This window comes from Microbacterium hydrocarbonoxydans (assembly GCF_900105205.1).
Taxonomy (GTDB): domain Bacteria; phylum Actinomycetota; class Actinomycetes; order Actinomycetales; family Microbacteriaceae; genus Microbacterium; species Microbacterium hydrocarbonoxydans.
This window is the reverse complement of the sequence record NZ_FNSQ01000005.1, coordinates 35,375-58,449: the sequence shown is the minus strand read 5'-3', so window position 1 is coordinate 58,449 and position 23,075 is coordinate 35,375. Positions and strand designations below refer to the sequence as shown.

Sequence of the window (23,075 nt, the reverse complement as noted above, 5' to 3'; positions counted from 1 at the left end):
CCCCGCTCCGCATCCCTGCGTTCCTGGCCCTGCACCGCTTGTGCCCACGGTGGGTGGTCACTTTCGCATCGCTGGCGCCCGTTTCGGGTGCGTTTGTGACCCCGCACCCCGCCCGTGCCCGGTTTCGGGTGCGTCTTTGACCCCGCCCGCGCTCGGGCCCGGCCACGCCCCCGGCCGGGCTGCTCAGCGCCCCGACGTCGGCATCCACACCCGCATTGCCGTGCCGCCGTCGAACTCCGCGAACGGCCGCAGCTCGACCACGATCTCGTCGGATGTTGCGCGGTCGACCCCGCGTGCATACAGCGCCTGCGCACCGCCGGTTCGCACCCGGTGCGCCGCGACGGTGATCCGCGGTCCGAGAAGGCCACCCGCAGCGCCTCCCGTCCGCGCGACAGGCCTGGCGGCCAGAGCGTCCGCGTCGACCATCAGATCATCGGCGTCACCGACCGCGCAGTAGACGACCGGTCCGCGTCGGACGGCGACGGTTCCCCGCACGGCGTCGATGAGCGGATGCGGGTGGATGACGTCGACTTCCACCGGCAGCCGCAGCTCGATCTCGGCGCCGTCGACGAGCGCGTCGTCGATCAGGATCCACCCGTCGTCGACGACCGCATCCACGGTCTCGCCGTCGCGGAGCAGCGTGACCGTGCGGCCTGACACCCATTCCGGCACGCGAAGGGCCAGTCGTCGACGCCCCGCGGCGGCGTCTCCACTCACGACGATGCGGATGCTGCCCTCAGCCGGGTATGCGGTGTCGATCGTGACCGATGCGCCGTGCGCCTGCACGGTTGCCGAAGCGTAGAGAACGAGGTCGAGGCCGTCCGGGCGCTCCGCCGCGACGTGGTGCTCGAGGGCTGCGAACGTGCGCATGAGGTTCGGCGGGCAGCACGCGCAGCTGAACCAGCGTCGTCGCCCGGCGGGTTCCGCTCCGCCGTAGGGTCGTTCGTCGCGCACCTGCAGCGGATTGACGTAGGTGAACGAGTCTCCGCGGGTCGAGATGCCTGCGGCGACGACGTTGTAGAGGGCGGTCTCGGCGACATCCATGCATGCGGCGTCGCCGGTCGCGAGGTACATGCGCCAGGCCCAGCCGAAGAGGGCGACTCCCGCGCAGGTCTCGGCGTACGCGCGGTCGGGCGGCAGCTCGAACGCCTCGCCGAACGCCTCGTCCTCGTGGCGGGCGCCGGTGCCCCCGGTGAGGTACATGCGGCGCGAGATCAGGTCGTCCCACTGGGTGCGCATCGCATCGAGCATCGTGGGGTCGCCGGTCTCGAGGTACAGGTCGGTGATGCCCTGGTTCAGGTAGAGGGCGCGCACCGCATGGCCGCGCATCTTCGTGGCCTCCAGGGCGGGCTGCTCGTCCTGGTAGTACTCCGCGCCGAAGATCACTCCGCCGAGGAATCCCGCGCCGCGTCGGCGCACGAACGCGTCGGCGAGCGCGAGAGGCGCGTCGGCTCCGGTCGTGCGGTGCAGCTCGACGAGCGCGGCCTCGATGAGCGGATGCCCGCAGTACTCGACCGCGTCGTCGGCGCCGAGCCGAGCGATGGCGTGTTCGACGAACCGCTCGGCGACCCGCAGCAGGCGGTCATCGCCGATCGCGCGGTGCGCACCGACGGCGGCCTGGATCAGGTGGCCGAGGCAGTAGAGCTCATGGCCCTGGGCGAAGTCGCTCCATGGCCGGCGGTCGTCACGCGCGAGGTAGGCGGAGTCGAGGTAGCCGTCGTCCTGCTGTGCCCGTTCGATGAGGGCGACGGTGCGGTCGAAGAACGACCTCAGATCGGCATCCTCGTCGCGTCCGAGCTCCCAGGCCGCGGCCTCGAGGGTCTTGTAGATGTCGGAGTCGGCGAAGAGCATCCCTCGGAACTCCGCGTCCGACTCGCCGGTGAGCCGTCGCACGTTGTCGAGGGTGCCGTATTCCTCGAGCATTGCGATGCCGTGCGGCAGCGTGACCTGCCGGTTGCGTATGTGCCACTCGTGCACGAGCCCGCGTTCGATCAGAGGAGCGGAGCGCAGGGGGCGGCGCCGTCCGTGCGCCGTGGGGCCGACCGGGGCGGGGGCGGTCGCGGGTGTCTCGGGCATGTCGTGACTCTTCTCCGAGGCGCAGTGCGGCACCTCTCGTCGCGAGTGCAATTGTACTTGTACCGCACCGAGCAGGCCAGGCCTGCAGGACGAATCGCCCTACTCGAACCCGCCGGTCAGCCGCCCACGCATCCGCTGACTGCTGTCGTTCATCCCGATGATCTCGACGCTCTTGCCGAGCGCCGCGTACTTGGTCTCGATCGCATCCAGCGCGGCGACGGTCGACGCATCCCAGATGTGCGATCCCGTCAGATCGATCACCACGCGCTCCGGGTCGGACGAGTAAGAGAACAGCGTCGTCAGGTCGTTGCTCGACGCGAAGAACAGCTCGCCGTTCACGACATACGTGACGGAATCCCCGTCCTCGGAGACGGTCCGCGACACCGACACGAAGTGCGCGACCCTGCGGACGAACAGCACCGACGCCACGAGCACCCCACCCACGACGCCGACCGCGAGGTTGTGAGTGACCAAGACCAGCAGGACGGTCGCGACCATCACGAACGTCTCGCTCTTCGGCATCCGCTTGAGGGTCGACGGCTTGACGCTGTGCCAGTCGAACGCTCCGATTGCGACCATGATCATCACCGCGACGAGCGCCGCCATGGGGATGGTGCTGACGAAGTCGCCGAAGACGACGACGAGCAGGAAGAGGAAGATCCCGGCGCAGAACGTCGAGATGCGGGTGCGGGCGCCGGATGCTTTGACGCCGATCATGGTCTGACCGATGACCGCGCATCCGCCCATGCCGCCGAAGATCCCCGAGAGCATGTTGGCGACGCCCTGCGCCCACGACTCCCGCGTCTTGTTCGAGTGGGTGTCGGTGATCTCGTCGACGAGCTTCGCGGTGAGCAGCGACTCCATGAGCCCGACCAGCGAGACCCCGAGCGCGAACGGCGCGATGATCGTGAACGTCTCCCAGGTCAGCGGGACATTGGGGATGAAGAGCTCCGGCAGGCTCTTCGGAAGCTCGCCCTGATCGCCGACCGTCGGGACTGCGATCGCGAAGGTCAGGACGACAGCGGTCACGATGATCACCGACACTAGCGGTGCCGGCACGACCCTGGTGATCCTCGGCATCACGATCATCACGACGATTCCCAGCGCGACCAGCGGGTACACCATCCACGGCTTGTCGATCAGCTGCGGGAACTGCGAGCTGAAGACGAAGATCGCCAGCGCGTTCACGAACCCGACCATGACGCTGCGGGGGATGAAGCGCATGAGCTTCGCGACGCCGAGCACCCCGAGGATCACCTGGAAGATGCCGGCCAGGATCACCGTCGCGATGAAGTAGTCCATCCCATACGTCGGCGCGACCGGCGCGATCACGAGCGCCACGGCTCCGGTCGCGGCGGTCACCATCGCCGGACGTCCACCGAGGAACGCGATCGACACGGCCATGATGAACGACGAGAACAGCCCGACCTTCGGGTCGACGCCCGCGATGACCGAGAACGCGATCGCCTCGGGGATCAGCGCGAGCCCCACGACGAGACCCGCGAGGACCTCGCGCGTCAGCATCCTCGGACTCTTCAGCGCCTGCAGAACGGTGGGATTCGCCCGGTAACGGGCACGATCGTCGACCGTGAGTGCAGACATGGGATGCTCCAGAGAAGTGCCCGGGGATGGGCGAGACAGTTAAGGGTACGGCTTCCGAGACGTCTCGCTCGGCGCTTCTCTCCTCCACAGGTGACACCAGATTGGGGTTGCTCACAGATCGTGGGATGACGACGTTCCGGTGTCGGGCGGGCTCAATAGCCTCGCTCGCATGAGCATCCAGATCCCCGTCCGTGTCACCTCATTCATGCGCGTCGAATTCACGACTGCCGATCATCCGGAGCTCGATCGGGCGATCACCTTGCCCCAGACGGCTCCGATGGAATGGATCATCGACGCCTACCTTCTGAGCATCGGACGGGAGCCCGTCGAAGACGTCGAGTTCGGCGATGACGAGGAGGACTACGAGGAGCGCCCGCGACCGCGCCCGCACGCCGACACCATCGACAGGTGGCGCATGGCGATGCCCGCGCTCGATCACCGGCCCGACGTCATCGTGCGCCCCGTGGATTCTCCCCCGCTGGGCGCCCCGGTGGTCGCAGCCAGCGCATCGGCGCCGTCGCCCACGGCCAGGCGGGACTGGTTGACTCAGGCGGCGCCGTTCCGAGAGGACGACGTGAACCGGGAATTGATGCGTCGACACGGTGTGGTCAAGCCCTACTTCGACGACAGCGACACGAGAGACGTCGATCCCCGAATCCGTCGTTCCTCGCGGATCGCCACTCTTCTCAGCGGACTCACCTCGGCCCGGCGGTTGGCTCTGCTCGCGCACATCGATGCTGTCGGTCTACTGCGTGACAGTGTGCATGATCGCGCGATGGTTGCGACCGCTGTCGCTCCCCTCGCCGCACTGCTGCGACATCTCGGAGGAACCGGCGCCGCTCAGGATCCGGTGACCGGGTGGTTCTCCGAAGCGGACGTGGAACGACTGACGCGAGCGGTGGGGTGGAACGGCGGTTCGGACGAGACCCGCAGCAGTGCTGAGACCGTGATCTCGTTCGCTCGTCGCGCGAAACTGATCCGGCGATTCAAGGGACGCGTCGTGGCGACGGCGTATGCCAAGAGCCTCGTCCAACCCTCGCGAGGCACGCTGGCGGCGCTGGCGGGGACGATCGGCGCATCGACTCGCGAGCGCTACGGCATGCCGCTTCCGCGACGGGATGCCGAGGGGGCCCTCGCTCTCCTCGCGATCGCCGACGGAACCGCGCTTCATCTCGACGAGCTCCCGAGCCACGTGGCCGCGGGAGCCGTTCTTCTCGATGCGACGAATTCGATCTACGGCAGCGACCAATTCGACAGGATCCTCTCTTCCGGCATGAGCGACGACGTGGGCGACAAGAGCGAGGAGATCGCGCGCCTCGGGGAAGGGTTCGCGGCGCTGTCGGGGCCGAAGCAGTTCGGCGTCGTCACACCCGCGATGCGTGAAGTCGCTCGGCTAGCGCTGATCTGAGCGGTTGCGGTGTCGGATCGAAATGGCAATCCGTCAGGGATTGAGCTCAAATTTGTGCACGTTGTTCGTGCTGTTTTGGTTCGCACTTTGCTCCCAGATTTTGCGCGCACACCGTGTCGGGCGGATACTCATCCCATCCGCGCCGACCGTCTCGGCCGGGGAATCGACATGCACAGCACCCCTTCGCTCGCACCCGAAACGACCATCGCCATCGTCGGCGCCGGCCGTCTCGGCGGCGTACTCGCGCGGGCCCTGCGCGCGGCGGGGTTCGTCGTCCTCGGACCTCTGCGCCGCGACGACCGAGCTCCGGATGCCGACATCGCCCTCCTCTGTGTTCCGGATGCCGCCATCGCTCCGGTGGCGTTCGCGGTCCGGCCGCATGTGCGACTCGTGGGACATGTCTCGGGTGCAACACCGCTCACCCACGTCGACTTCAGCATGCATCCGCTGCAGACCTTCACCGGACGTGAGACTCCGGACGTCTTCCACGACATCGGGATCGCCGTCGACGGACGGACGCCCGAGGCGCTCGCGGTCGCCGAGCGGCTCGCCCACGCGCTCGGCGCGACGTCGTTCGCCATCGACGATGACCATCGGGCGGGCTATCACGCCGCCGCATCCTTCGCCTCGAACTTCGTACTCACCGTGCTCGACGCGGCGGAGCAGCTGGGACGGGATGCCGGAGTCGACCGTGCCCACCTCGCGCCGCTCGTGCGGCGGACGGTCGACAACTGGGTGGCCTCCGGAGCGGCATCCGCTCTCACCGGCCCAATCGCTCGCGGCGACGAGGAGACCGTGGCGCGGCAGCGCGCAGCATCCGCGGACCAGGTCGAACTCTTCGACGCGCTCGCTATCGCCACCCGCGCAATCGCCCGGCGCGCGTGTGGCGCGAGCAGCACGACGCTCGACCATGCGCCCACCGATCGCGTGTCCGGCGATCACGCGAGCAGCGCCGACGCCTCCACGGATCACTCGTCCACGGCTGAGCCCACCGATCACGCGACATCCGACCACGCGACACCTGAGGAGCCGCAGACGTGAGAATCCTCCGCACGATCGCCGAGGTGCGAGCCGCGGTCCGCGAGGCCAAGGCCACGGGCGAGTCCGTCGGCCTCGTCCCCACGATGGGTGCCTTCCACGAGGGTCATCTCTCGCTCATGCGCGCGGCACGCCAGGCGAACGACCTCGTCGTCGTCTCGCTGTTCGTCAATCCGACCCAGTTCGCCGCGAACGAAGACCTCAGCACCTATCCGCGTGATGAGGCTCGCGACGCGGCGCTCGCCGACGCCGAGGGCGTCGACATCCTCTTCGCGCCCGAACCCGCCGAGATCTACCCTGACGGCTTCGCCACCACCATCCACGTCGCGGGCATCACCGAGACACTCGACGGCGCGAGTCGCGGACCCCATCACTTCGACGGGGTCGCCACGGTCGTCACCAAGCTGTTCGGCATCGTCCAGCCCGACGTCGCCTACTTCGGGCAGAAGGATGCGCAGCAGGTCCTCGTCGCCCGCCAGGTCGTACGCGACCTCGACCTCGACGTGCACATCGAGGCGTGCCCCATCGTCCGCGAACCGGACGGACTCGCGATGAGCTCGCGCAACCTCTACCTCGACGCGGAAGCGCGCGCGCAGGCCACCGCCCTCAGCCGTGCACTCGACGCGGCCGACCGAGCGCACCGATCGGGGGAGCGCGATGCGGACCGCATCCTCTCCGCTGCGGAGTCGGTGCTCGCGAAGGCGGGAATCGATGCCGAGTACCTGGAGCTCCGGGATGCCGAGACCCTGCAGCCCGTCACCCGCGTCGAACGAGACGTGCTGCTCCTCGTCGCTGCCCGAGTGGGCGCCGCCCGACTGATCGACAACCACCTGCTGAGAGGGACCGCCCCATGAGCGCCCACGCCCCGATGACGCGCCTGACCCTCCGCGATCTGAGCGCGAAGAAGGATGCCGGCGAACCCATCGTCATGGTCACCGCCTACGACTATCCGAGCGCGCAGATCGTCGAAGAGGCCGGCGTCGACATCGTGCTCGTCGGCGACTCCGCGGCGATGACCGTGCTCGGCTACGACAGCACCGTGCCCGTCACGACCGACGAGATGCTCATGCTCACGAAGGCCGTGCGACGGGGACTCACCCGGCCGCTGCTCGTCGGCGATCTGCCCTTCGGGTCGTACGAGGCGTCGGACGAGCGGGCCCTCGCCACCGCGCAGCGCTTCATCAAGGAGGCCGGCGTCGACCTCGTCAAGATCGAACGCGGCGGCACCACCGTGGACCGCGCTCGAGCGCTCGTGAATGCCGGCATCCCCGTGGTCGGTCATGTCGGGCTGACGCCGCAGACTGCGACCTCGCTCGGCGGATACCGCGCGCAGGGCCGCACCGCCGAGGCCGCGCTCACCGTGATCGACGACGCCCTCGCACTGCAGGATGCCGGAGTCTCGCTGCTCGTCATCGAGGCCGTGCCATCGGAGGTCACTGCCGCGCTCGCGCCACTGCTGCGGATCCCCCTGATCGGGATCGGAGCCGGAGCGGATGCCGACGGCCAGGTGCTCGTCTTCCACGATCTGCTGGGCATCTACGCTGGCGGGGTGGCGAAGTTCGTGAAGCGCTATGCCGATGTGCGAGGCGTGTCGATCGCCGGCGTCGCGGCGTATGCCGGTGAGGTGCGCGGCGGGGAGTACCCCGCGCCCGAGCACGGGTACGGGATGGCAGACGGTGAGGCTGCGCGGCTGCAGGAGTTGCTCGCGGCGCGGTAGGTCCGCCGGGCTCGGTGCCGCGGCATTCGCCCCTGCCTGTGCGCCTCGCATGTGCGCCTGCAGGAGGTACGCGCGGCGCGGCAGGTCCGCCGGTCTCGGTGCCCCGACATCCGACTCCTGCCTGAACGCCTCGCACGTCAATGTGCGCCTGACAAGGCCGGGTTCCTCGCATCCGGACTTCTCAAGCGCACATGGACTTCTGAAGCGCACATGGACTTCTGGAGCGCACATGGACTTCTGAAGCGCACATGGACTTCTGGAGCGCACATGGACTTCGGAGGCGCACATGGAATTCGGAGGCGCACATGGAACTCCGAGGGCACCTGGAATTCGAATGCCCCTGGACTTCTCAAGCGCACATGGGCGGGCTGGGCTGTACGCTGACCCCCGAAGCGCAGGACTTCTGAAGCGCACAATGACCGATGCGAGCACGGCTGTCGCGGTTCAGGGCTCCCAACGGAGGATGTCGCCCGGCTGGCAGTCCAACACCTCGCACAGCGCATCCAGGGTCGAGAACCGCACGGCCTTCGCGCGGCCGTTCTTGAGCACCGCGAGGTTGGTCGGTGTGATCCCGATCCGCTCGGCGAGCTCGCCGACTCCGAGCTTGCGCCGCGCCATCATGACGTCGATGTCGACGACCACGGGCATCAGATCACCTCAGTGTCGAGCTCGGATCGCAGGGCGCGCGCCTCTGCGTCGCGGTCGATCGCCTGGCGCAGCAGCGCCTTCATGACGACGACCAGCAGGGCGATCCCGGCGAGCACCAGAGCGGCGCCGCAGATCAGTGCGACCACGCCGGGCGCCGTGGATCCCGGAGCCAGCAGTACAGCGAGAATCAGCGCCAGTGCCGCCGCAGCCCCGATCGCTCCGATGATCACATCGACATACCGGAACGAGGTCGGCGAGAACAGCGACCCGCGGCGCACCTTGGTCAGCAGCATCCACACGCACACCGCGAAGACCTGCAGCGTCAGCACGCCCAGCACCGCGATGATGACCAGCGCGATGCGACCCCACAAGGCCTCGCCCTCGAGGTCGACCCACAGGAGCGGCACGATGACGGTCTGTACGACCAGCGAACCCGCCAATGCCAGCGCGATCACCACCTGGAGCACAAGGATCGTCGACTTTGCCATGGCAGTCCCTCTCGTCGAATAACAGTAGGAATCTATCGTTTATCGTTGGATCAGGCAAGGTCGTATGCGGGGGCTTACGCGGGGTTCACGCCCTGCGAAGGAGATCTCTCGGTCGGAAGGACCGATCCGGCGCATCCGTCCTTCGGTGTGCGAGATCTCCTTCGTTGCGCGAGGGGTAGACCGTCGGCCCTCCTATTCCGCCCGGCGCACCCGCAGCACGAGCGCGACCACCGCGAGCACGATGACCACGACGCCGTATCCGATGCACACGGTTTCGAGCCCGAGTACCCCGACCAGCAGGCCGGCGATGACCGCCGGCACACCGAAGGCGAGGTAGGCCAGCAGGTAGATGACGGCGAACGTGTCGGCGCGGTCGCTCGCCGGGATGCGGGGCGCGAGCGACGCGACCACTCCCGAGAATGCGGTGCCGAATCCCATGCCGGTCACGGCGGTCGCTGCCAGGTAGAAGGGGAGCGACTCCACGCCGAGGGCCCAGAGCGACAGCGCGGTGCCGACCGCGAGCGCCGCGGTGCCGAAGATCACCGAGGTGCGCGGACGGCGGTTGCGGAACACGAACGCGGTGATCGCGCCGACTCCGGCGAGCATGGCGACCGCGAGTCCCTGCCAGACATGCGCCTCCCCGCCGAGCTCACCGCGCACGATGGTGGAGCCGAGAGAGAGGAAGAGTCCGCCGGTGGCCCAGCCGGCGATGATGGCGGGCGCCCCGCGCCAGAAGTCCGAGCGGATGCCGGCAGGCACCGACAACCGGAATCGCAGCGACCCCAGCGCTCCGGCACGCAACGGTGCCGTCTCGGGGGCGAGGAAGAAGAGGCCCGCTAGCGCGAGGTAGACGCCGGTGAGCGGAGCGAAGACGTCGAGCAGCGGTTCGCCGGTCAGGTCGAGCGCGATGCCCGAGACGAGTGCGCCGAGTGCGAGGCCGATGCCGGGGCTGAGGGCGTTCCACAGGGCGGCGGTCCTCGAGCGTCCGCCGGGGGCGAGGTCGAGCGCGGCGGCCGAGAGCGCAGCGATGAGCACACCGCTCGCGGCGCCCTGCAGGATGCGCGCGAGCATGAGGGTGGCCACGGTATCGGCATGCCAGAACAGGACCATGCTCGCGGCGAGGATCAGCAGCCCGCCGATCGCGACGGGGCGGCGTCCGACGTGGTCGGAGAGGGAGCCTGCGGTGAGCAGGGCGAGCAGGAGGGCGATCGCGTAGACGGCGAACACCGCGCTGATGACGATCGCGTCGAATCCGATCTCGGCCGCGAGCACCGGATAGAACGGCGACGGCGCACTGGCTCCCATCATCATCGCGATCTGCGTCACGATCGCCAGGGCGAACCCGAACCGTGGACGTCGGATCGGTGCGGCGGAGGGCGCCGTCGACGATGAGGTGGCGATGGGTGACGTGGTGCTCATGCGTGCTCCCGCGAGGGCGTCGGAGGTGGAGGTGAGGTTGGGTTCGAGAATCATCGAACTATCGGAGCGTACTCGCCCTCACGCGATTGTTCAACTATTCTCGAACTATGCCTGGCGACCTTCCGCATCCCGAGCGCTCCGAGATCCAGCTCACCGACGTGCTCTTCGCGCTCAGCGACCCCGAGCGCCTGGCCATCGCGCGCCAGCTCGCCGACGGTCCGCTCGACATGGCCGCCTGCCACGCCACCGATCCGAATCTGCCCAAGTCCACGAAGTCGCACTTCATGAAGGTGCTGCGCGAGGCGGGGGTGATCCGCAACGAGCCGAACGGACGGCGACGGATGCTCACGCTGCGGCGCGACGACCTGGATGCGCTGTTCCCCGGACTCCTGGAGTCGGTGCTGCGGTCCTAGAGCGCGAGCCTCAGGTGGCGAGAGCCCGCTGCGGTCCTAGCGCGCGAGCTCCAGGTCACGAGACCCCAGAGCGAGCGACCCGGACCGCGCGCTCACCGGAAGTATGACGCGCCGTTCAGATCGAGCACGGTCCCCGACGCCCACGCGGCGGTCGGCGAGGTGAGGTAGGCCACGGCATCCGCCACCTCTTCGGGTGTGCCGACGCGTCCGAACGGACTCTGACCGCGGATGCTGTCGCCGGTCTCGCCTTTGAGTTTCGCGGTCTGGCGCTCGGTCGCCACCATGCCGGGTGCCACCGAAGTCACTGAGATGCCGTGCGGCGCGAGAGTCAGCGCCATCGACTGGCCGAACGCCTGGAGTCCCGCCTTGGTCGCGGCGTAGGCGGGGTGATCGGCCTCGCCGCGGAAGGCGCCCCGCGACCCGACGTTCACGATCGATCCGCCCGATCCTCGCTCGATCAGGTGCTGCGCCACCCGCATCGTGACGTTTGACGCCCCGAGCAGGTTGACCGCGACCATCGCCGACCACGCCTCCTGCCACTGGGCATACGACACCGAGTCGACGCGATGCTCGTTCGCCGCACTCGGCGCGACGGCGGCGTTGTTGACCAGGATGTCGAGGGAGCCCAGGGCGGCGATGGCCTCGTCGACCACGCGCTGCGCCTCGACCGGATCGCCCAGGTCCCCACCGACCAGCGCGTGGCCCGAGCCGTCGAGCGATGCGAGCGTCTGCTCCGCGGCCTGCCGGTCCCGGCCGTAGTGCACGACGACGCGATCGCCTCGTCGGGTGAACGCCTGCGCGATCGCACGGCCGATGCCGCGCGAGCTGCCGGTGATCAGCGCATGCGCCATCTCAGGAGGCGACCTGCGCCCGGCTGACCATCTGCGTGGCGGGTTCGACCTCGGCCCACACCGCATCGAGTGACAGGTGCAGGACTCCGGCGATCGCGGCGATCGTCGAGAACGCGGGCGTCGCGACACGGCCGGACTCGATCTTGCGCAGCGTCTCGGGCGAGACGCCGGCGTCGAGGGCGACGCTGAGCATCGACCGCTCTCCGCGCGCACGGCGCAGCAGGGCGCCGAGGCGCTCGCCGCGTTCGACCTCGGCGGGGGTGAGCGGCATCCGAACCATCATGTGCCCATTCTAATCCCGGGATAGTATTACCGGGATAGTTATTGGAGTGCATCATGATCGAGATCCTCACCACCGCCGAGATGGACCGAGCCCGCGAAGCCGGCGCGCTCGTCGGCAGCATCCTGCAGACGCTGAAGAACCGCACGAGCGCGGGCGTGAACCTGCTCGACCTCGACCGGTGGACGAAGGCGATGATCGAGGATGCCGGGGCGCAGTCCTGCTACGTCGACTACGCGCCGTCCTTCGGCCGCGGACCATTCGGCCACTACGTCTGCACCGCCGTCAACGACGCCGTGCTGCACGGAATGCCGCACGACTACCCGCTCGCCGACGGCGACCTGCTCACCCTCGACCTCGCCGTCACCCTCCGTGGGATCTCGGCTGACGCGGCCATCAGCTTCGTCGTGGGCACAGCCTCGCCCGAGGACCTGGCGATGATCGATGCGACCGAGCGCGCCCTGGCCGCCGCGATCGACGCCGCCCGCCCCGGGGCCCGCATCGGCGACCTCTCGCACGCGATCGGCACCGTGCTGAGCGGCGCCGGCTACCCGATCAATCTCGAGTTCGGCGGCCACGGCATCGGCTCGACCATGCATCAGGACCCGCACGTCGCGAACGACGGACGCCGCGGTCGTGGCTACGTCCTGCGGCCCGGTCTGCTGCTGGCTCTCGAACCGTGGGTGATGGCCGACACGGACGTACTCGTGACGGATGTTGACGGCTGGACCCTCCGCAGCGCCACCGGATGCCGCACCGCGCACACCGAGCACACGATCGCCATCACCGAGACGGGCGCCGAGATCCTGACGCTCGCGCGCTGACCGCAGCGATCGCCCGCCGCGCCCGACCCCGGCTCATTTCCGGCGTGCAGCACTCCGCAGGCGTCGCGCGGCGCGACCCGCGAGGTCCCTGACGCGACCGCCCGGCCACTCGCGACGCAGTTCGACCGCACCGCCCCGACCGGCGACCAGCGTGCAGCGACGCCCGGCCAGCAGGGGTGAGGGTCCGGCTGCGGCGAGGGTGGCGGCATCCGCGGTGAGGGGCACGTCGAACGTCCAGCCCGCCCGCCGCACGGTGACGACGAGCTTCGCACCGCGGGACTCGTCGTCACGGCCGAACACCTTGAGCGGATCGATCGCCAACGAGGTCGTGTGTGGATCGCGCGGCTGCACCGAGGCGATCTTCCGCTCGAGACCGGCGGCCTTGTCGCGCAGCACCAGCCCGACCTGGTCGTTCTTCAGTTCGCGGCCCGCTTCGAGCAGGCCGGTCGGCAGGCCGTCCATCGCGACCGGCAACGAGGTGAGGATCCTCGTGCCGGGCTCGAACACCAGGGCATCCGCACCGTCGCGCGTCACGGACACGTCGGCCGTGAGGTACAGGCCGCCGCCGCGCGACCAGCGGGCCGACGTCACGACCGCACGGCAGGTCATCTCGGTCTCGAAGCGGGCGAAGGTCAGGAGGTCCGCACGCCGGTTCGCGCGCAGCAGTGCCGCGCGGATGCGGTTCGGGAACGACAGGCCGCCGTCGACCCCCGGTCCGAACCGCCGCTGCGCGAGCGGCCCGACAACGTCGAGCAGCCGTTCGCGGTAGTCGTCCGGGTATCCGAGCATCTTCTTGCCGGTGAGGCGCTTGAGGATCTTGCCGCGGAACCAATGCCGCAGCAGGCGATCCCGCAGCCGCCCCGGCTCGGTGTAGCGCTCGACCAGATCGAGCACGGCCTCGAGGTGCGGGAAGTACGACTCAGGGTCGATGCGCGACGAGCTCGCGCTGCCGGCGTGCTTGACCCACGCGTAGCAGGGCTGGCTGCCGAGGACCGAGATCGTCGACGCCTCGAAGTACGCCCGCATGACGAAGAGGTGGTCTTCGAGGCGGACCTTGCCGTCGGGGAAGCGGATGCGGTGCTCGCGCAGAAATGACGTGCGGAACATCTTGTGCGGGGTGAGCATCTCCAGCAGCGGGTCCTCGCCGAGCCGGGCCCTGGGGACGTCGCGGCGGAAGATGCGGCTCGGCAGCCGGCGCCCGATCCCCACCTCCTTGCCGACGATCACGTCGGAGGCGTTCGCGTCGGCGTAGTCGCACAGCGCCTCGAGCGCGCCGGGGTAGAGCCAGTCGTCCTGGTCGACGAACTGGATGTACGTGCCGTTCGCCTCGTCGATGCCGTGGTTTCGGGGCGTCCCCGGCCAACCCGAGTGCGGCAGCAGCGCGACGCGCACGAACGGGCGGTCGCGGGCGACCTCCTCCAGCCGCACTCGGGTCTCGTCTCCGGACCCGTCATCGCACAGCAGCACCTCGAACCGGTCGTGCGCGAGGGTCTGCGCGTCGAGTGACGCGAGGAGCTCGTCGAAGGCATCGCCCGGACGGAACACGGGAACGACCACACTCACCCGGACGGAGGTGGACGCAGGGGAAACGGCAGCAGAATTCGACATCACCGGCAGTCAAACATCGTCACCTGTGGAGCACAGGGGGCTTGCTTTCAGGCGGCAGTGCGTGCAGGCGTGTCAGCGGCCATCTTCGTACGAGGCCGCGCGGGCGCGGAGGAAGGCGGCGACGGCGTCGTCATCGGCCAGGGCGATCGCGCGCGCATACGCCTCTCTCGGGTCGAGTCCGGCATCCGCGAGCAGTTCCGCCCTGGCCGCCTGATACGGCTGGAAGTCGTCCGCATTCATCGGCAGTGCCACGAGCCCCGCCTCCGGTCCCTCGATCCTGGCGACGACGACGGCGGATGCCACCCGAGCGCCGAGCGTGGGCGCGACCGCGAGGAGCGCCGCGTACAGCATCCGCAGTGCGTCCCAGTCCGTGCGCCCCGTGCGGAGCCGGTCGCAATGGACCGCCTGGATCGCGGCCTCGAGCTGGAATCGTCCCGGTGCATCCGCCGGTCGCGCTCGCCGCAGATAGGCCTCGCCCTCGGCGATCAGCGCGGCATCCCACGTGTGCGGATCCTGCTCGTCGAGCGGCACGAACTCGGCCGAGCGCCGCGCGAGGGTCAGGGTCGTCAGGGCCGCGAGTCCCCAGGCCTCCGGTTCGTCGACGAGCAGCCCAGCGAGAGTGGCCGCGAGATACTGCGCCTCGCCGGCCATCGACTCGGCATCCCCGCGCCAGGTCAGCGCGGCGCACGCGTACACCGCCTCGAGCACCGCCGGCAGCCGCTCGGGCAGCACGCGTCGATCGGGGATCGAGAACGGGATGCGGGCATCCCGGATGCGCCGCTTGGCCCGCACCATTCGCTGCGCCATCGCGGCGGGCGGCACCGCGAACGCCCGTGCGATCTCCGCCGCCTCGAAGCCGAGCACGGTCTGCAGCATGAGCGGCGCGCGCACGGCAGGATCGATGGCCGGGTGCGCGCAGACGAACAGGAGCTCGAGTCGCTTGTCGCCGATCGCGAGCGGGTCGTGGTCGGCGAGCGGATCGATGCGGGCGCTCTCCTCGTGGAGGGGAGCGGATGCGCGCGCCGCGGCCGACTTCCACACGTCGCGCAGCCTGTTCCTCGCCACGGTCAGCAGCCATCCTTCCGGATTGTGCGTGATGCCGTCGTCCGGCCAGCGCCGCAGCGCCTCCTCGAAAGCCCCGGACAGGGAGTCCTCCGCGAGCGCCAGGTCGCCGCTCCGGGCGGCGAGCAGTGCGACGAGTCGGCCGTAGGAGGTCCGCGCCGCACGCTCGGCGGCGACCCGGACCTCCTCGGGGATCATCGGTTCGGCGTCCAGACGCCGTCGACCGTGAAAACGGCGCCCGGACGCACCTCGACGGTGCCCCAGAACGCGGGCGGCGCCTGACGGGCGAAGCCGATCGCGGCATCCAGGTCGGCGACGTCGATCACGACCGTTCCGCCGAGCTGCTCCTTCGTGTCGACGAACGGGCCGTCCTGCACCTGCAGCGCGCCGTCGCGCACGCGCACCGTGGTGCTCACGGCTGACGGCTGCAGGACCTCGGCGGCGATCAGGACTCCCGCCGCGTGGAGCGTGGCTGCGTAGCTCGCGAACGCGGCCTGCCCCTCTTCGAGCGCCTCGGCACCCAGGGTCTCGGCGTCGAGCTCTTCGTAGTGCAACAGCAGTGTGTAGCGCATGGTCTCATCCTCACTGTTCGTCGGTCAGCGTACAGAGGGATGACGATCGAGCAGCGGGCCGATCGACACATCGGCCGAAGTTGGTCTCCGCCGGCGGACTCACACCCACCACACAGCCTTAACGATATATCGTTGACTATCGCTCACCACTTCCGGGAGGTCATCATGAACAACGCATTCCCCTCGAACCCGTTCGGCGGATCCGGCTTCGGCTCGGGCCCCGGCGGACCCGCATCCGCGATCTTCGATGCCATGGACCAGCTCCGCAAGACGTTCGAGCAGCGCCCCAGCGGCGGCTCGCGCATGGCGAAGGGCGACGTCCGCACCGCGGTGCTCTCGCTCCTCGTCGAGAAGCCGATGCACGGCTACCAGATCATCAACGAGATCGCCGAGCGCAGCGGCGGCTCGTGGAAGCCGAGCGCAGGCTCGGTCTACCCCACCCTGCAGCTGCTGGCCGATGAGGGCCTGATCGAGGCTGAGGAGCAGAACGGTCGCAAGACCTACTCGCTCACCGAGGCCGGTCGTGCCGTCGCCGCGGAACACACCGAGACCCCTGCCCCGTGGGAGTCGCAGTCGAAGGGCGAGAGCTCGCACGACAACCCCCGCTACACCGCGCTCCCGAAGGCGGGCGTCGACCTCGCGGCCGCAGCCGCGGCCGTCGGCCGCAGCGGCAGCACCGAGCAGGTGCAGCAGGCGGTCGAGATCCTCGATGAGGCCCGCCGTAGGCTGTACTCGATCCTCGCTCAGGACTGATCGCACACGACCCAGGGACGACACATGACGGATGCTGCGGCGCAGGGCGCCCATCGTGCCCGATACCGCCGCATCGTGTCGTTCGCGGCGCGCGAGTTCGCGAAGATCTGGTGGTTCGAGCTCGTCCTGCCCAAGCTCGGTCTGAGCTCCGTCTCGGAGCGCACCCGCGCGCCGCGCATGCAGCGCTTCGCGAAGCGCTTCCACGTGCTGGCCGTCGAACTCGGCGGACTCATGATCAAGGTCGGGCAGTTCATGTCGTCGCGCCTCGACGTGCTGCCGCCCGAGATCACGAAGGAGCTCGAGGGGCTGCAGGACGAGGTGCCGCCCGTGCCGTTCACCGGCATCCGAGCTGCGGCCGAGGCTGAGCTCGGCCGTCCGCTCGAAGAGGCCTACGCGTGGTTCGACGAGACGCCGGTCGCCGCCGCATCCCTCGGTCAGGCGCACCGAGCGCGCCTCTCCGCTCAGGATGCCGCTGACACCGGCCTCGGCGAGGTCGTCGTCAAGGTGCAGCGTCCCGGCATCGACGAGATCGTCGCGGTTGACCTGGCGGCGTTGCGCCGCGTCGCCCGCTGGGCGATGCGCGTGCGACTGGTCGCCGACCGGGTCGATGCGCCGGGGCTCGTGGAGGAGTTCGCGCAGACCAGCCTCGAGGAGATCGACTACCTGCACGAGGCGGCCAGCGCCGAGCGCTTCCGCGAGAACTTCGCCGACGACCCGCGCGTCAGCGCCCCCGAGATCGTCTGGGAGCGGTCGACCCGCAAGGTGCTGACGCTCTCGGATGTCACCGCGATCAAGATCAACGACAAGGATGCTCTGCGGGCAGCGGGCATCGATCCCTCCGAGGTCGCCGACGTGTTCGCCGAGGTCATGTTCGACCAGGTCTTCACGCACAGCTTCGTGCACGCCGACCCGCACCCCGGCAACATCTTCGTGACGCCGGTCGCGGCATCCGGCGCCGGAAGTGCCGGGCGGAACTTCCGCCTCACGTTCATCGACTTCGGGATGATGGCCGAGGTGCCCGACAACCTGCGTGCGGGTCTGCGCACCCTGCTCATCGCGGTGGCCGGTCGCGACAGCCGCGGGCTCGTCACCGCGGCGCAGGAGATCGGCGTGCTGCTGCCGTCCGCCGACACCGCCGAGTTGGAGCGCGCGCTCCGGGCGCTGTTCGCCCGCTTCGGTGGCATGGGCTTCGCCGAGCTGAGCACGGTCGATCCGCGGGAATTCACGGCGTTCGCCGACGAGTTCGGCGACATGGTGCGCTCGCTCCCGCTGCAGCTGCCCGAGAACATGCTGCTGCTGATCAGGGCGGTGTCGCTGACCTCCGGGATGTGCTCGAGCCTCAACCCCGCCTTCAACGTCTGGGATGCCGCCGAGCCCTACGCCGGGCGACTGCTGCGCGACGAGTCAGGCAACCTCATGCAGGACATGGCGCAGCAGGCCATGGAGACCGCCGCCGTCACCTACCGCCTCCCGAAGCGGATCGACGCGATCATCACCAGGGTCGACGACGGTGACGTCACATTCGACACCTCGGCCCTCGAGCGTCGGCTCGACCGGCTCGAGGGCATCGCCCGGCGGATCGGATCCGGCGTGCTGTTCGCCGCGATGCTGGTCGGGGGCGCGCTGCTCGTGGCCACTCTGCCGCCGCTCGGCATCACCCTGATCTGCGTCTCGGCGCTGCCGCTTCTGCACTCGGTCTTCGGCGGGCGTCGCTCGCGCTGACGCGCCCTGAAAACCCGGAGCATCCGGCATCCACTCGGCGCGCCGGACCGGTACACGCCGAGGATCGGCTGGTTCACCTGGGTTTTCCCACCACGGCGGCGGAATGCCGGCATGGGAGAATGGGTTCTCATGGACACTCCGGACGAGAAGACGCCCCTGCGCAACGACCATCCGAAGACCTCCACCGCCGCGATCAGGCAGGCCGCGAAGGCCAGTGAGGCCGCCCAGAAGATCGTTCGTGACATCGCCACCGTCCCCCCGCGGGGCGTGCATCCGGCGCTGGTTCCCGGCGTCTCGGTCGAGGAGACCGGGCGCACCTACCGCACCGATCCGCTCGTCTTCGGCATCGCCGTCGCGCTGACCATCGCGTTCATCGCGTGGGGCGTTTTCGCGGGCGACAACCTCTCGGGCACCACTGCGGCCGTGCTCGGCTGGGTCGTCGAGTACTTCGGCTTCTTCTTCACGACGATCGCGACCGTCATCCTCGTCTTCATGCTGTTCGTCGGCTTCAGCCGCTACGGACGCATCCCGCTCGGACGCGACGACGAGGAGCCCGAGTTCTCGATGTTCTCGTGGATCTCGATGCTCTTCGCCGCCGGTATGGGCATCGGCCTCGTCTTCTGGGGCGCCGCCGAGCCGCTCACCTTCTTCGAGAGCCCGCCGCCCGGCACGGTCGAGGCGAACACCCTCGAGGCCATGCACACCGCGCAGGCGCAGGTGCTCTACCACTGGGGCCCGCAGGCGTGGGCGTTCTACGCACTCGTGGGTGGCGCGATCGCCTACGGCGCGTTCCGTCGCGGCCGCACCCCGCTGATCTCATCGATCTTCGCGCCGCTGCTCGGGGAGGGTCGCACCACCGGGCCGCTCGGACGCACGATCGACATCTTCTCGATCATCGTCACCCTGTTCGGCACCGCCGCATCGCTCGGGCTCGGAGCCCTGCAGATCGGCCACGGCGTCGAGATCGTCAGCGGCATCGGCGAGCTCGGCAACGGCGTGCTCATCGCCGCGATCGCCGTGCTCACCGCCTGCTTCATCGCCTCGGCCGTGTCCGGCGTCTCGAAGGGCATCCGGGCGCTGTCGAACATCAATGCGGTCGTGGCTCTGCTGCTCGCGTTCTTCGTGTTCTTCGTCGGACCGACGCTGCTCATCCTCAACGTCATCCCGTCGGTGGCCGTGCAGTTCCTCGGCGACCTGCCCGAGATGGTCGCCCGCTCCGCCTCGCAGGGCGACGAGGCGCAGATGTTCCTGTCGAGCTGGACGATCTTCTACTGGGCGTGGTGGATCTCGTGGTCTCCGTTCGTGGGCATGTTCATCGCCAAGATCTCGCGCGGCCGCACGCTGCGTCAGTTCGTCTCCGTCGTCATCGTCGTGCCCGCCGTGATCTCGTTGATCTGGTTCGCGATCTTCGGCACGACGGCGATCCAGCAGCAGATGGAGGGTGCCGGACTCACGGTGGACCCGCCGGAGGAAGTGCTCTTCGGCGTGCTCGAGAACCTTCCCTTCCCGCTGATCACGAGCATCGTGCTCATCCTGCTGATCTCGATCTTCTTCATCACCGGAGCGGATTCCGCCTCGCTCGTGATGGGCACGCTGTCGCAGCAGGGACGGCCGGAGCCGGCTCGCTGGGTCGCGGTCGTCTGGGGAGTGCTGGTCGGTGTCATCGCCGCGGTGCTCCTCGTCACCGGCGAGGAGGGCAGCGGTCTGAAGTCGCTGCAGAACGTGACGATCATCGCCGCGCTGCCGTTCGCGGTGATCATGGCGTTCATGATGGTCGCGTTCATGAAGGACCTGCGGCGGGATCCGATGATCCTGCGCGATCGCTACGCACGCATGGCCGTGCGGCACAGCGTCATGGCGGGACTCGAGGAGTACGGCGACGACTTCGCACTCGTGCCGGTCGAGTACGACCACTCCGAAGACGACCTCGCGTGGATCGATGAGGCCGATGTCGACGACAGCCTCGCCGAGGTCTACGCCACAGCCACAGAGGCGATCGACATCATCCCGGATGCGGATGCGGATGCGGATGCGGATGCGGGTGCGGGTGCTGGTGCTGGTGCGGGTGCGGGTGCTGGTGCTGGTGCTGGTGCTGGTGCTGGTGCTGGTGCGGGTGCTGGTGCTGACCCTGCGGGTCTCGCCGAGCAGCCGGCCGAGGCGGACACCGCCCCCGGTGCCGTGCACGGTGACCCGCCGCGCACTCCGGACCGCCCCGTCGACTGACTCCGCGGCGCGCGTGCGTGCGTGGTCGAAAAAGCATCCGAAGCGCTCGTTTCCGATGCGGAATCGACCACGCACGCTGCTCCGTCCGGTGGGAGGTCAATAACGCATCCCACGGAGCCGGTCGCGGCGCGGTACTGACCCCGCCTGCGTCCAGCACCCCAGAGTGCGGGTGCGGGGTCAGTTAAGCATCCGAAACCGCTGTTTCCGGTGCGAAAGTGACCACGCACGCACCTTCGGGGGCGGAATCGACCCCGCACGCGAACTTATGGTGCGGAACTGACCACGCACGCGGCGCACGCACCCAGAGTGCGGGTGCGGGGTCAGTTAAGCATCCGAAACCGCTGTTTCCGGTGCGAAAGTGACCACGCACGCACCTTCGGGGGCGGAATCGACCCCGCACGCGAACTTATGGTGCGGAACTGACCCCGCATCCCCCAGGCACCCTCAATTCGGGTGCGGGGTCAATTAAGCATCCGAAACCGCCGTTTCCGGTGCGAAAGTGACCACGCACGCACCTTCGGGTGCGAAATCGACCCCCGCACGCGAACTCCGGGGGCGGAACTGACCACGCACGCGGCGCACGCACCCTCAATTCGGGTGCGGGGTCGATAAAGCATCCGAAACCGCCGCCTCGGGTGCGGAGTTGACCCCGCACGCGACCTCGGGTGCGAAATTGACCCCGCGCGCGAACTTCTCGGGCAGAACGGACTCCGGATGCCGAATCGGCAGGGATCAGGCGACGGAGGCCGCCTCGGCAGGGGTCGCCCTGTCCGCACCCGGCGCGACCGTCTCGACCGGGGTGGACGCGGCGGCGGTGATCCGCGCCGCCATCCCGGCGAAGATGAACCCGTGGAACGGCAGGACGCCGAGCCAGTACAGGCGGCCGGCGAGTCCGCGGGGGAAGAACACGGCCCGCTGCTCGTAACGCGAGCCGTCGCCGTCCGGGAGCGCCCGCAGCTCGAGCCACGCCTCGCCCGGCACCTTCATCTCCGCGCGCAGCCGCAGCAGTCCACCGCTCGCGGGGGAGGAGTCCGTCGCGCGCCCTGGCTCCTCGACGGCCTCGACGCGCCAGAAGTCGATGGCGTCTCCGACCCTGGCCTCGACCTTGCTGCGCCGGCCGCGACGCAGGCCCACCCCGCCGACCAGCCTGTCCATCCAGCCGCGCACAGCCCAGAGGAACTTCGAGGAGTACCAGCCGTTCGAGCCGCCGATGCCGATGATCACGTGCCACAGTCCGTCGACCGGTGCGGCGGTGCGCAGCTTCCTGGTGTCGGTGAAGACCGTGCGCCCGGCCCAGTCCGGATCGCTGGGGAGGGGGTCGCTCGGAGCGCCGGACACCTCGGCATCCTGCCAGCTCGTCTCGATCGTGTCGGCGTCCACCCGACCCAGCGCCATCGATACGGCGGTGCGGTAGGGCGTCAGCCCGTCTGCGGGGCGGGGGATGAGATCGTCGATCGCGTGGTCCTTGACGATGCACTCGTTCTGCAGCGAGGCGACGAGCGGACGGGCGATCGACCGCGGCACCGGGGTCACGAGGTTCACCCAGTGGGAGGCGAGTCCCGGCGTCAGCACGGGGAGGGCGGCGATCGCCCGCTGTCGCAGCCCGGCTTCCAGCGCGTACCCGTTCATCATCTGGCCGTAGCGCAGCACATCCGGTCCGCCGATGTCGACGGCGCGGTTCACGTCGGGGGCGACGCGCGCGGCACCCAGCAGGTAGTGCAGCACGTCGCGCACGGCGATCGGCTGGATGCGGTTGCGCACCCACTTCGGCGCGGGCATGTAGGGAAGGACGTCGGTGAGATGGCGGATCATCTCGAATGACGCGGAACCCGAGCCGATCACGACCCCTGCCTGGAGCACCAGGGTCGGCACCCCTGACTCGAGGAAGATCTCGCCCACCCGCACGCGCGACCGCAGGTGCGGCGACAGCGTCACGTCGTCAGGATGGAGTCCCCCGAGGTACACGATCCGCTGCACGCCGGCCGCTGCCGCAGCATCCGCCACGGTCGTCGCCGCGCGCTCGTCGCTCTCCTCGAAACCCTTGCCCGCGGTCATCGAGTGGATCAGGTAGTACACGACGTCGACGTCACGCATTGCCTCGGCGACGGCATCCGCATTCCCGGCGGAGCCCTCGACGATCTCGCAGTCCGCTCCCCAGGGGAAGGATGCCGCGCGCGCCGCGTCGCGGGCAAGCACGCGCACCCGGTATCCGGCGTTCAGCAGCCGTGGGGTGAGGCGCCCTCCGATGTACCCGGTCGCGCCCAGGACGAGGGCTCGGGGAGCCGATCCGTCGTCGCGAGGATCGGCGCGCAGCGCCTGTTCGTGCCCCGTGGGCTGGGTGAGCTCGGTCATCTCACGAGACTAAGCCGGA

Annotated in this window: 20 protein-coding genes; 9 read left to right on the top strand and 11 right to left on the bottom strand. The window is 69.2% G+C overall.

Features of this window, described 5'->3' with window-relative positions; translation table 11 throughout:
• Positions 1-183: 183 nt before the first annotated feature.
• Positions 184-2,076: a glycoside hydrolase family 127 protein gene (locus tag BLW44_RS00510; RefSeq protein ID WP_074731968.1), complete on the bottom strand. Its 1,893-nt coding sequence runs from the start codon at positions 2,074-2,076 to the stop codon at positions 184-186.
• A gap of 99 nt (positions 2,077-2,175) precedes the next feature.
• Entirely contained in the window at positions 2,176-3,678 is a 1,503-nt protein-coding gene (locus BLW44_RS00505) for a SulP family inorganic anion transporter (protein ID WP_060927923.1), read from the bottom strand.
• Positions 3,679-3,847: 169 nt separating this feature from the next.
• On the opposite strand from BLW44_RS00505, the gene BLW44_RS00500 reads away from it, so the two are divergent.
• The 4 genes from BLW44_RS00500 to panB all read left to right on the top strand — a co-directional run bounded on the left by BLW44_RS00500 (position 3,848) and on the right by panB (position 7,841).
• On the top strand, positions 3,848-5,086 hold the full coding sequence (locus tag BLW44_RS00500; protein WP_060927924.1) for a hypothetical protein: 1,239 nt from the start codon (positions 3,848-3,850) through the stop codon (positions 5,084-5,086).
• Between the two features lie 168 nt (positions 5,087-5,254).
• On the top strand, positions 5,255-6,127 hold the full coding sequence (locus BLW44_RS00495; protein ID WP_074731492.1) for a Rossmann-like and DUF2520 domain-containing protein: 873 nt from the start codon (positions 5,255-5,257) through the stop codon (positions 6,125-6,127).
• A complete protein-coding gene (gene panC / locus BLW44_RS00490) occupies positions 6,124-6,978 on the top strand; it encodes a pantoate--beta-alanine ligase (protein WP_060927925.1) in 855 nt (284 codons plus the stop codon). Before BLW44_RS00495 ends, panC begins: the two co-directional genes overlap by 4 nt.
• Positions 6,975-7,841 (top strand): 3-methyl-2-oxobutanoate hydroxymethyltransferase, encoded by an 867-nt coding sequence (gene panB / locus BLW44_RS00485; protein ID WP_060927926.1) that lies wholly within the window; start codon positions 6,975-6,977, stop codon positions 7,839-7,841. Before panC ends, panB begins: the two co-directional genes overlap by 4 nt.
• Positions 7,842-8,285: 444 nt before the next feature.
• On the opposite strand, the gene BLW44_RS00480 is transcribed toward panB, so the two are convergent.
• The 3 genes from BLW44_RS00480 to BLW44_RS00470 all read right to left on the bottom strand — a co-directional run bounded on the left by BLW44_RS00480 (position 8,286) and on the right by BLW44_RS00470 (position 10,450).
• Complete coding sequence (locus BLW44_RS00480; RefSeq protein WP_060927927.1) at positions 8,286-8,489, bottom strand: helix-turn-helix domain-containing protein; 204 nt, start codon at positions 8,487-8,489, stop codon at positions 8,286-8,288.
• Positions 8,489-8,977: a DUF2975 domain-containing protein gene (locus BLW44_RS00475; protein ID WP_060927928.1), complete on the bottom strand. Its 489-nt coding sequence runs from the start codon at positions 8,975-8,977 to the stop codon at positions 8,489-8,491. The genes BLW44_RS00480 and BLW44_RS00475 overlap by 1 nt, the downstream gene beginning before the upstream one ends.
• Positions 8,978-9,169: 192 nt before the next feature.
• The gene (locus BLW44_RS00470; protein ID WP_245647459.1) at positions 9,170-10,450 is read right to left on the bottom strand and encodes an MFS transporter; all 1,281 of its coding nucleotides are present in this window, start codon (positions 10,448-10,450) and stop codon (positions 9,170-9,172) included.
• A gap of 53 nt (positions 10,451-10,503) precedes the next feature.
• Here BLW44_RS00470 and BLW44_RS00465 point away from each other — a divergent pair, with 53 nt between their 5' ends.
• Positions 10,504-10,809, top strand: coding sequence for an ArsR/SmtB family transcription factor (locus BLW44_RS00465; protein ID WP_060927929.1), 306 nt, complete (start codon positions 10,504-10,506; stop codon positions 10,807-10,809).
• A 92-nt stretch (positions 10,810-10,901) separates the two neighbouring features.
• On the opposite strand, the gene BLW44_RS00460 is transcribed toward BLW44_RS00465, so the two are convergent.
• On the bottom strand, positions 10,902-11,660 hold the full coding sequence (locus BLW44_RS00460; protein ID WP_060927930.1) for an SDR family NAD(P)-dependent oxidoreductase: 759 nt from the start codon (positions 11,658-11,660) through the stop codon (positions 10,902-10,904).
• Position 11,661: 1 nt separating this feature from the next.
• Positions 11,662-11,940, bottom strand: coding sequence for a helix-turn-helix domain-containing protein (locus BLW44_RS00455; protein WP_060927939.1), 279 nt, complete (start codon positions 11,938-11,940; stop codon positions 11,662-11,664).
• A 56-nt stretch (positions 11,941-11,996) separates the two neighbouring features.
• Here BLW44_RS00455 and map point away from each other — a divergent pair, with 56 nt between their 5' ends.
• Positions 11,997-12,764 (top strand): type I methionyl aminopeptidase, encoded by a 768-nt coding sequence (gene map / locus BLW44_RS00450; RefSeq protein WP_060927931.1) that lies wholly within the window; start codon positions 11,997-11,999, stop codon positions 12,762-12,764.
• Between the two features lie 33 nt (positions 12,765-12,797).
• On the opposite strand, the gene BLW44_RS00445 is transcribed toward map, so the two are convergent.
• The 3 genes from BLW44_RS00445 to BLW44_RS00435 all read right to left on the bottom strand — a co-directional run bounded on the left by BLW44_RS00445 (position 12,798) and on the right by BLW44_RS00435 (position 16,006).
• Entirely contained in the window at positions 12,798-14,372 is a 1,575-nt protein-coding gene (locus tag BLW44_RS00445; protein ID WP_082724601.1) for a glycosyltransferase family 2 protein, read from the bottom strand.
• A 72-nt stretch (positions 14,373-14,444) separates the two neighbouring features.
• The gene (locus BLW44_RS00440; RefSeq protein ID WP_060927933.1) at positions 14,445-15,632 is read right to left on the bottom strand and encodes an RNA polymerase sigma factor; all 1,188 of its coding nucleotides are present in this window, start codon (positions 15,630-15,632) and stop codon (positions 14,445-14,447) included.
• Positions 15,629-16,006, bottom strand: a complete 378-nt coding sequence (locus tag BLW44_RS00435) for a YciI family protein (protein ID WP_060927934.1) — start codon at positions 16,004-16,006, stop codon at positions 15,629-15,631. The genes BLW44_RS00440 and BLW44_RS00435 overlap by 4 nt, the downstream gene beginning before the upstream one ends.
• Positions 16,007-16,171: 165 nt before the next feature.
• Between BLW44_RS00435 and BLW44_RS00430 the strand changes: the two genes are divergently transcribed.
• The 3 genes from BLW44_RS00430 (at position 16,172) to BLW44_RS00420 (ending at position 20,704) form a co-directional block, all read left to right on the top strand.
• Positions 16,172-16,759 carry a PadR family transcriptional regulator gene (locus BLW44_RS00430; protein WP_060927940.1) on the top strand — a complete coding sequence of 196 codons (588 nt, stop codon included), beginning with the start codon at positions 16,172-16,174 and terminating at the stop codon, positions 16,757-16,759.
• A gap of 24 nt (positions 16,760-16,783) precedes the next feature.
• Entirely contained in the window at positions 16,784-18,481 is a 1,698-nt protein-coding gene (locus BLW44_RS00425) for an ABC1 kinase family protein (protein ID WP_060927935.1), read from the top strand.
• A gap of 129 nt (positions 18,482-18,610) precedes the next feature.
• Complete coding sequence (locus BLW44_RS00420; protein ID WP_082724602.1) at positions 18,611-20,704, top strand: BCCT family transporter; 2,094 nt, start codon at positions 18,611-18,613, stop codon at positions 20,702-20,704.
• Between the two features lie 732 nt (positions 20,705-21,436).
• Here the strand turns inward: BLW44_RS00420 and BLW44_RS00415 are convergent.
• The gene (locus BLW44_RS00415) at positions 21,437-23,056 is read right to left on the bottom strand and encodes an SDR family oxidoreductase (protein ID WP_082724516.1); all 1,620 of its coding nucleotides are present in this window, start codon (positions 23,054-23,056) and stop codon (positions 21,437-21,439) included.
• Positions 23,057-23,075: the final 19 nt, after the last annotated feature.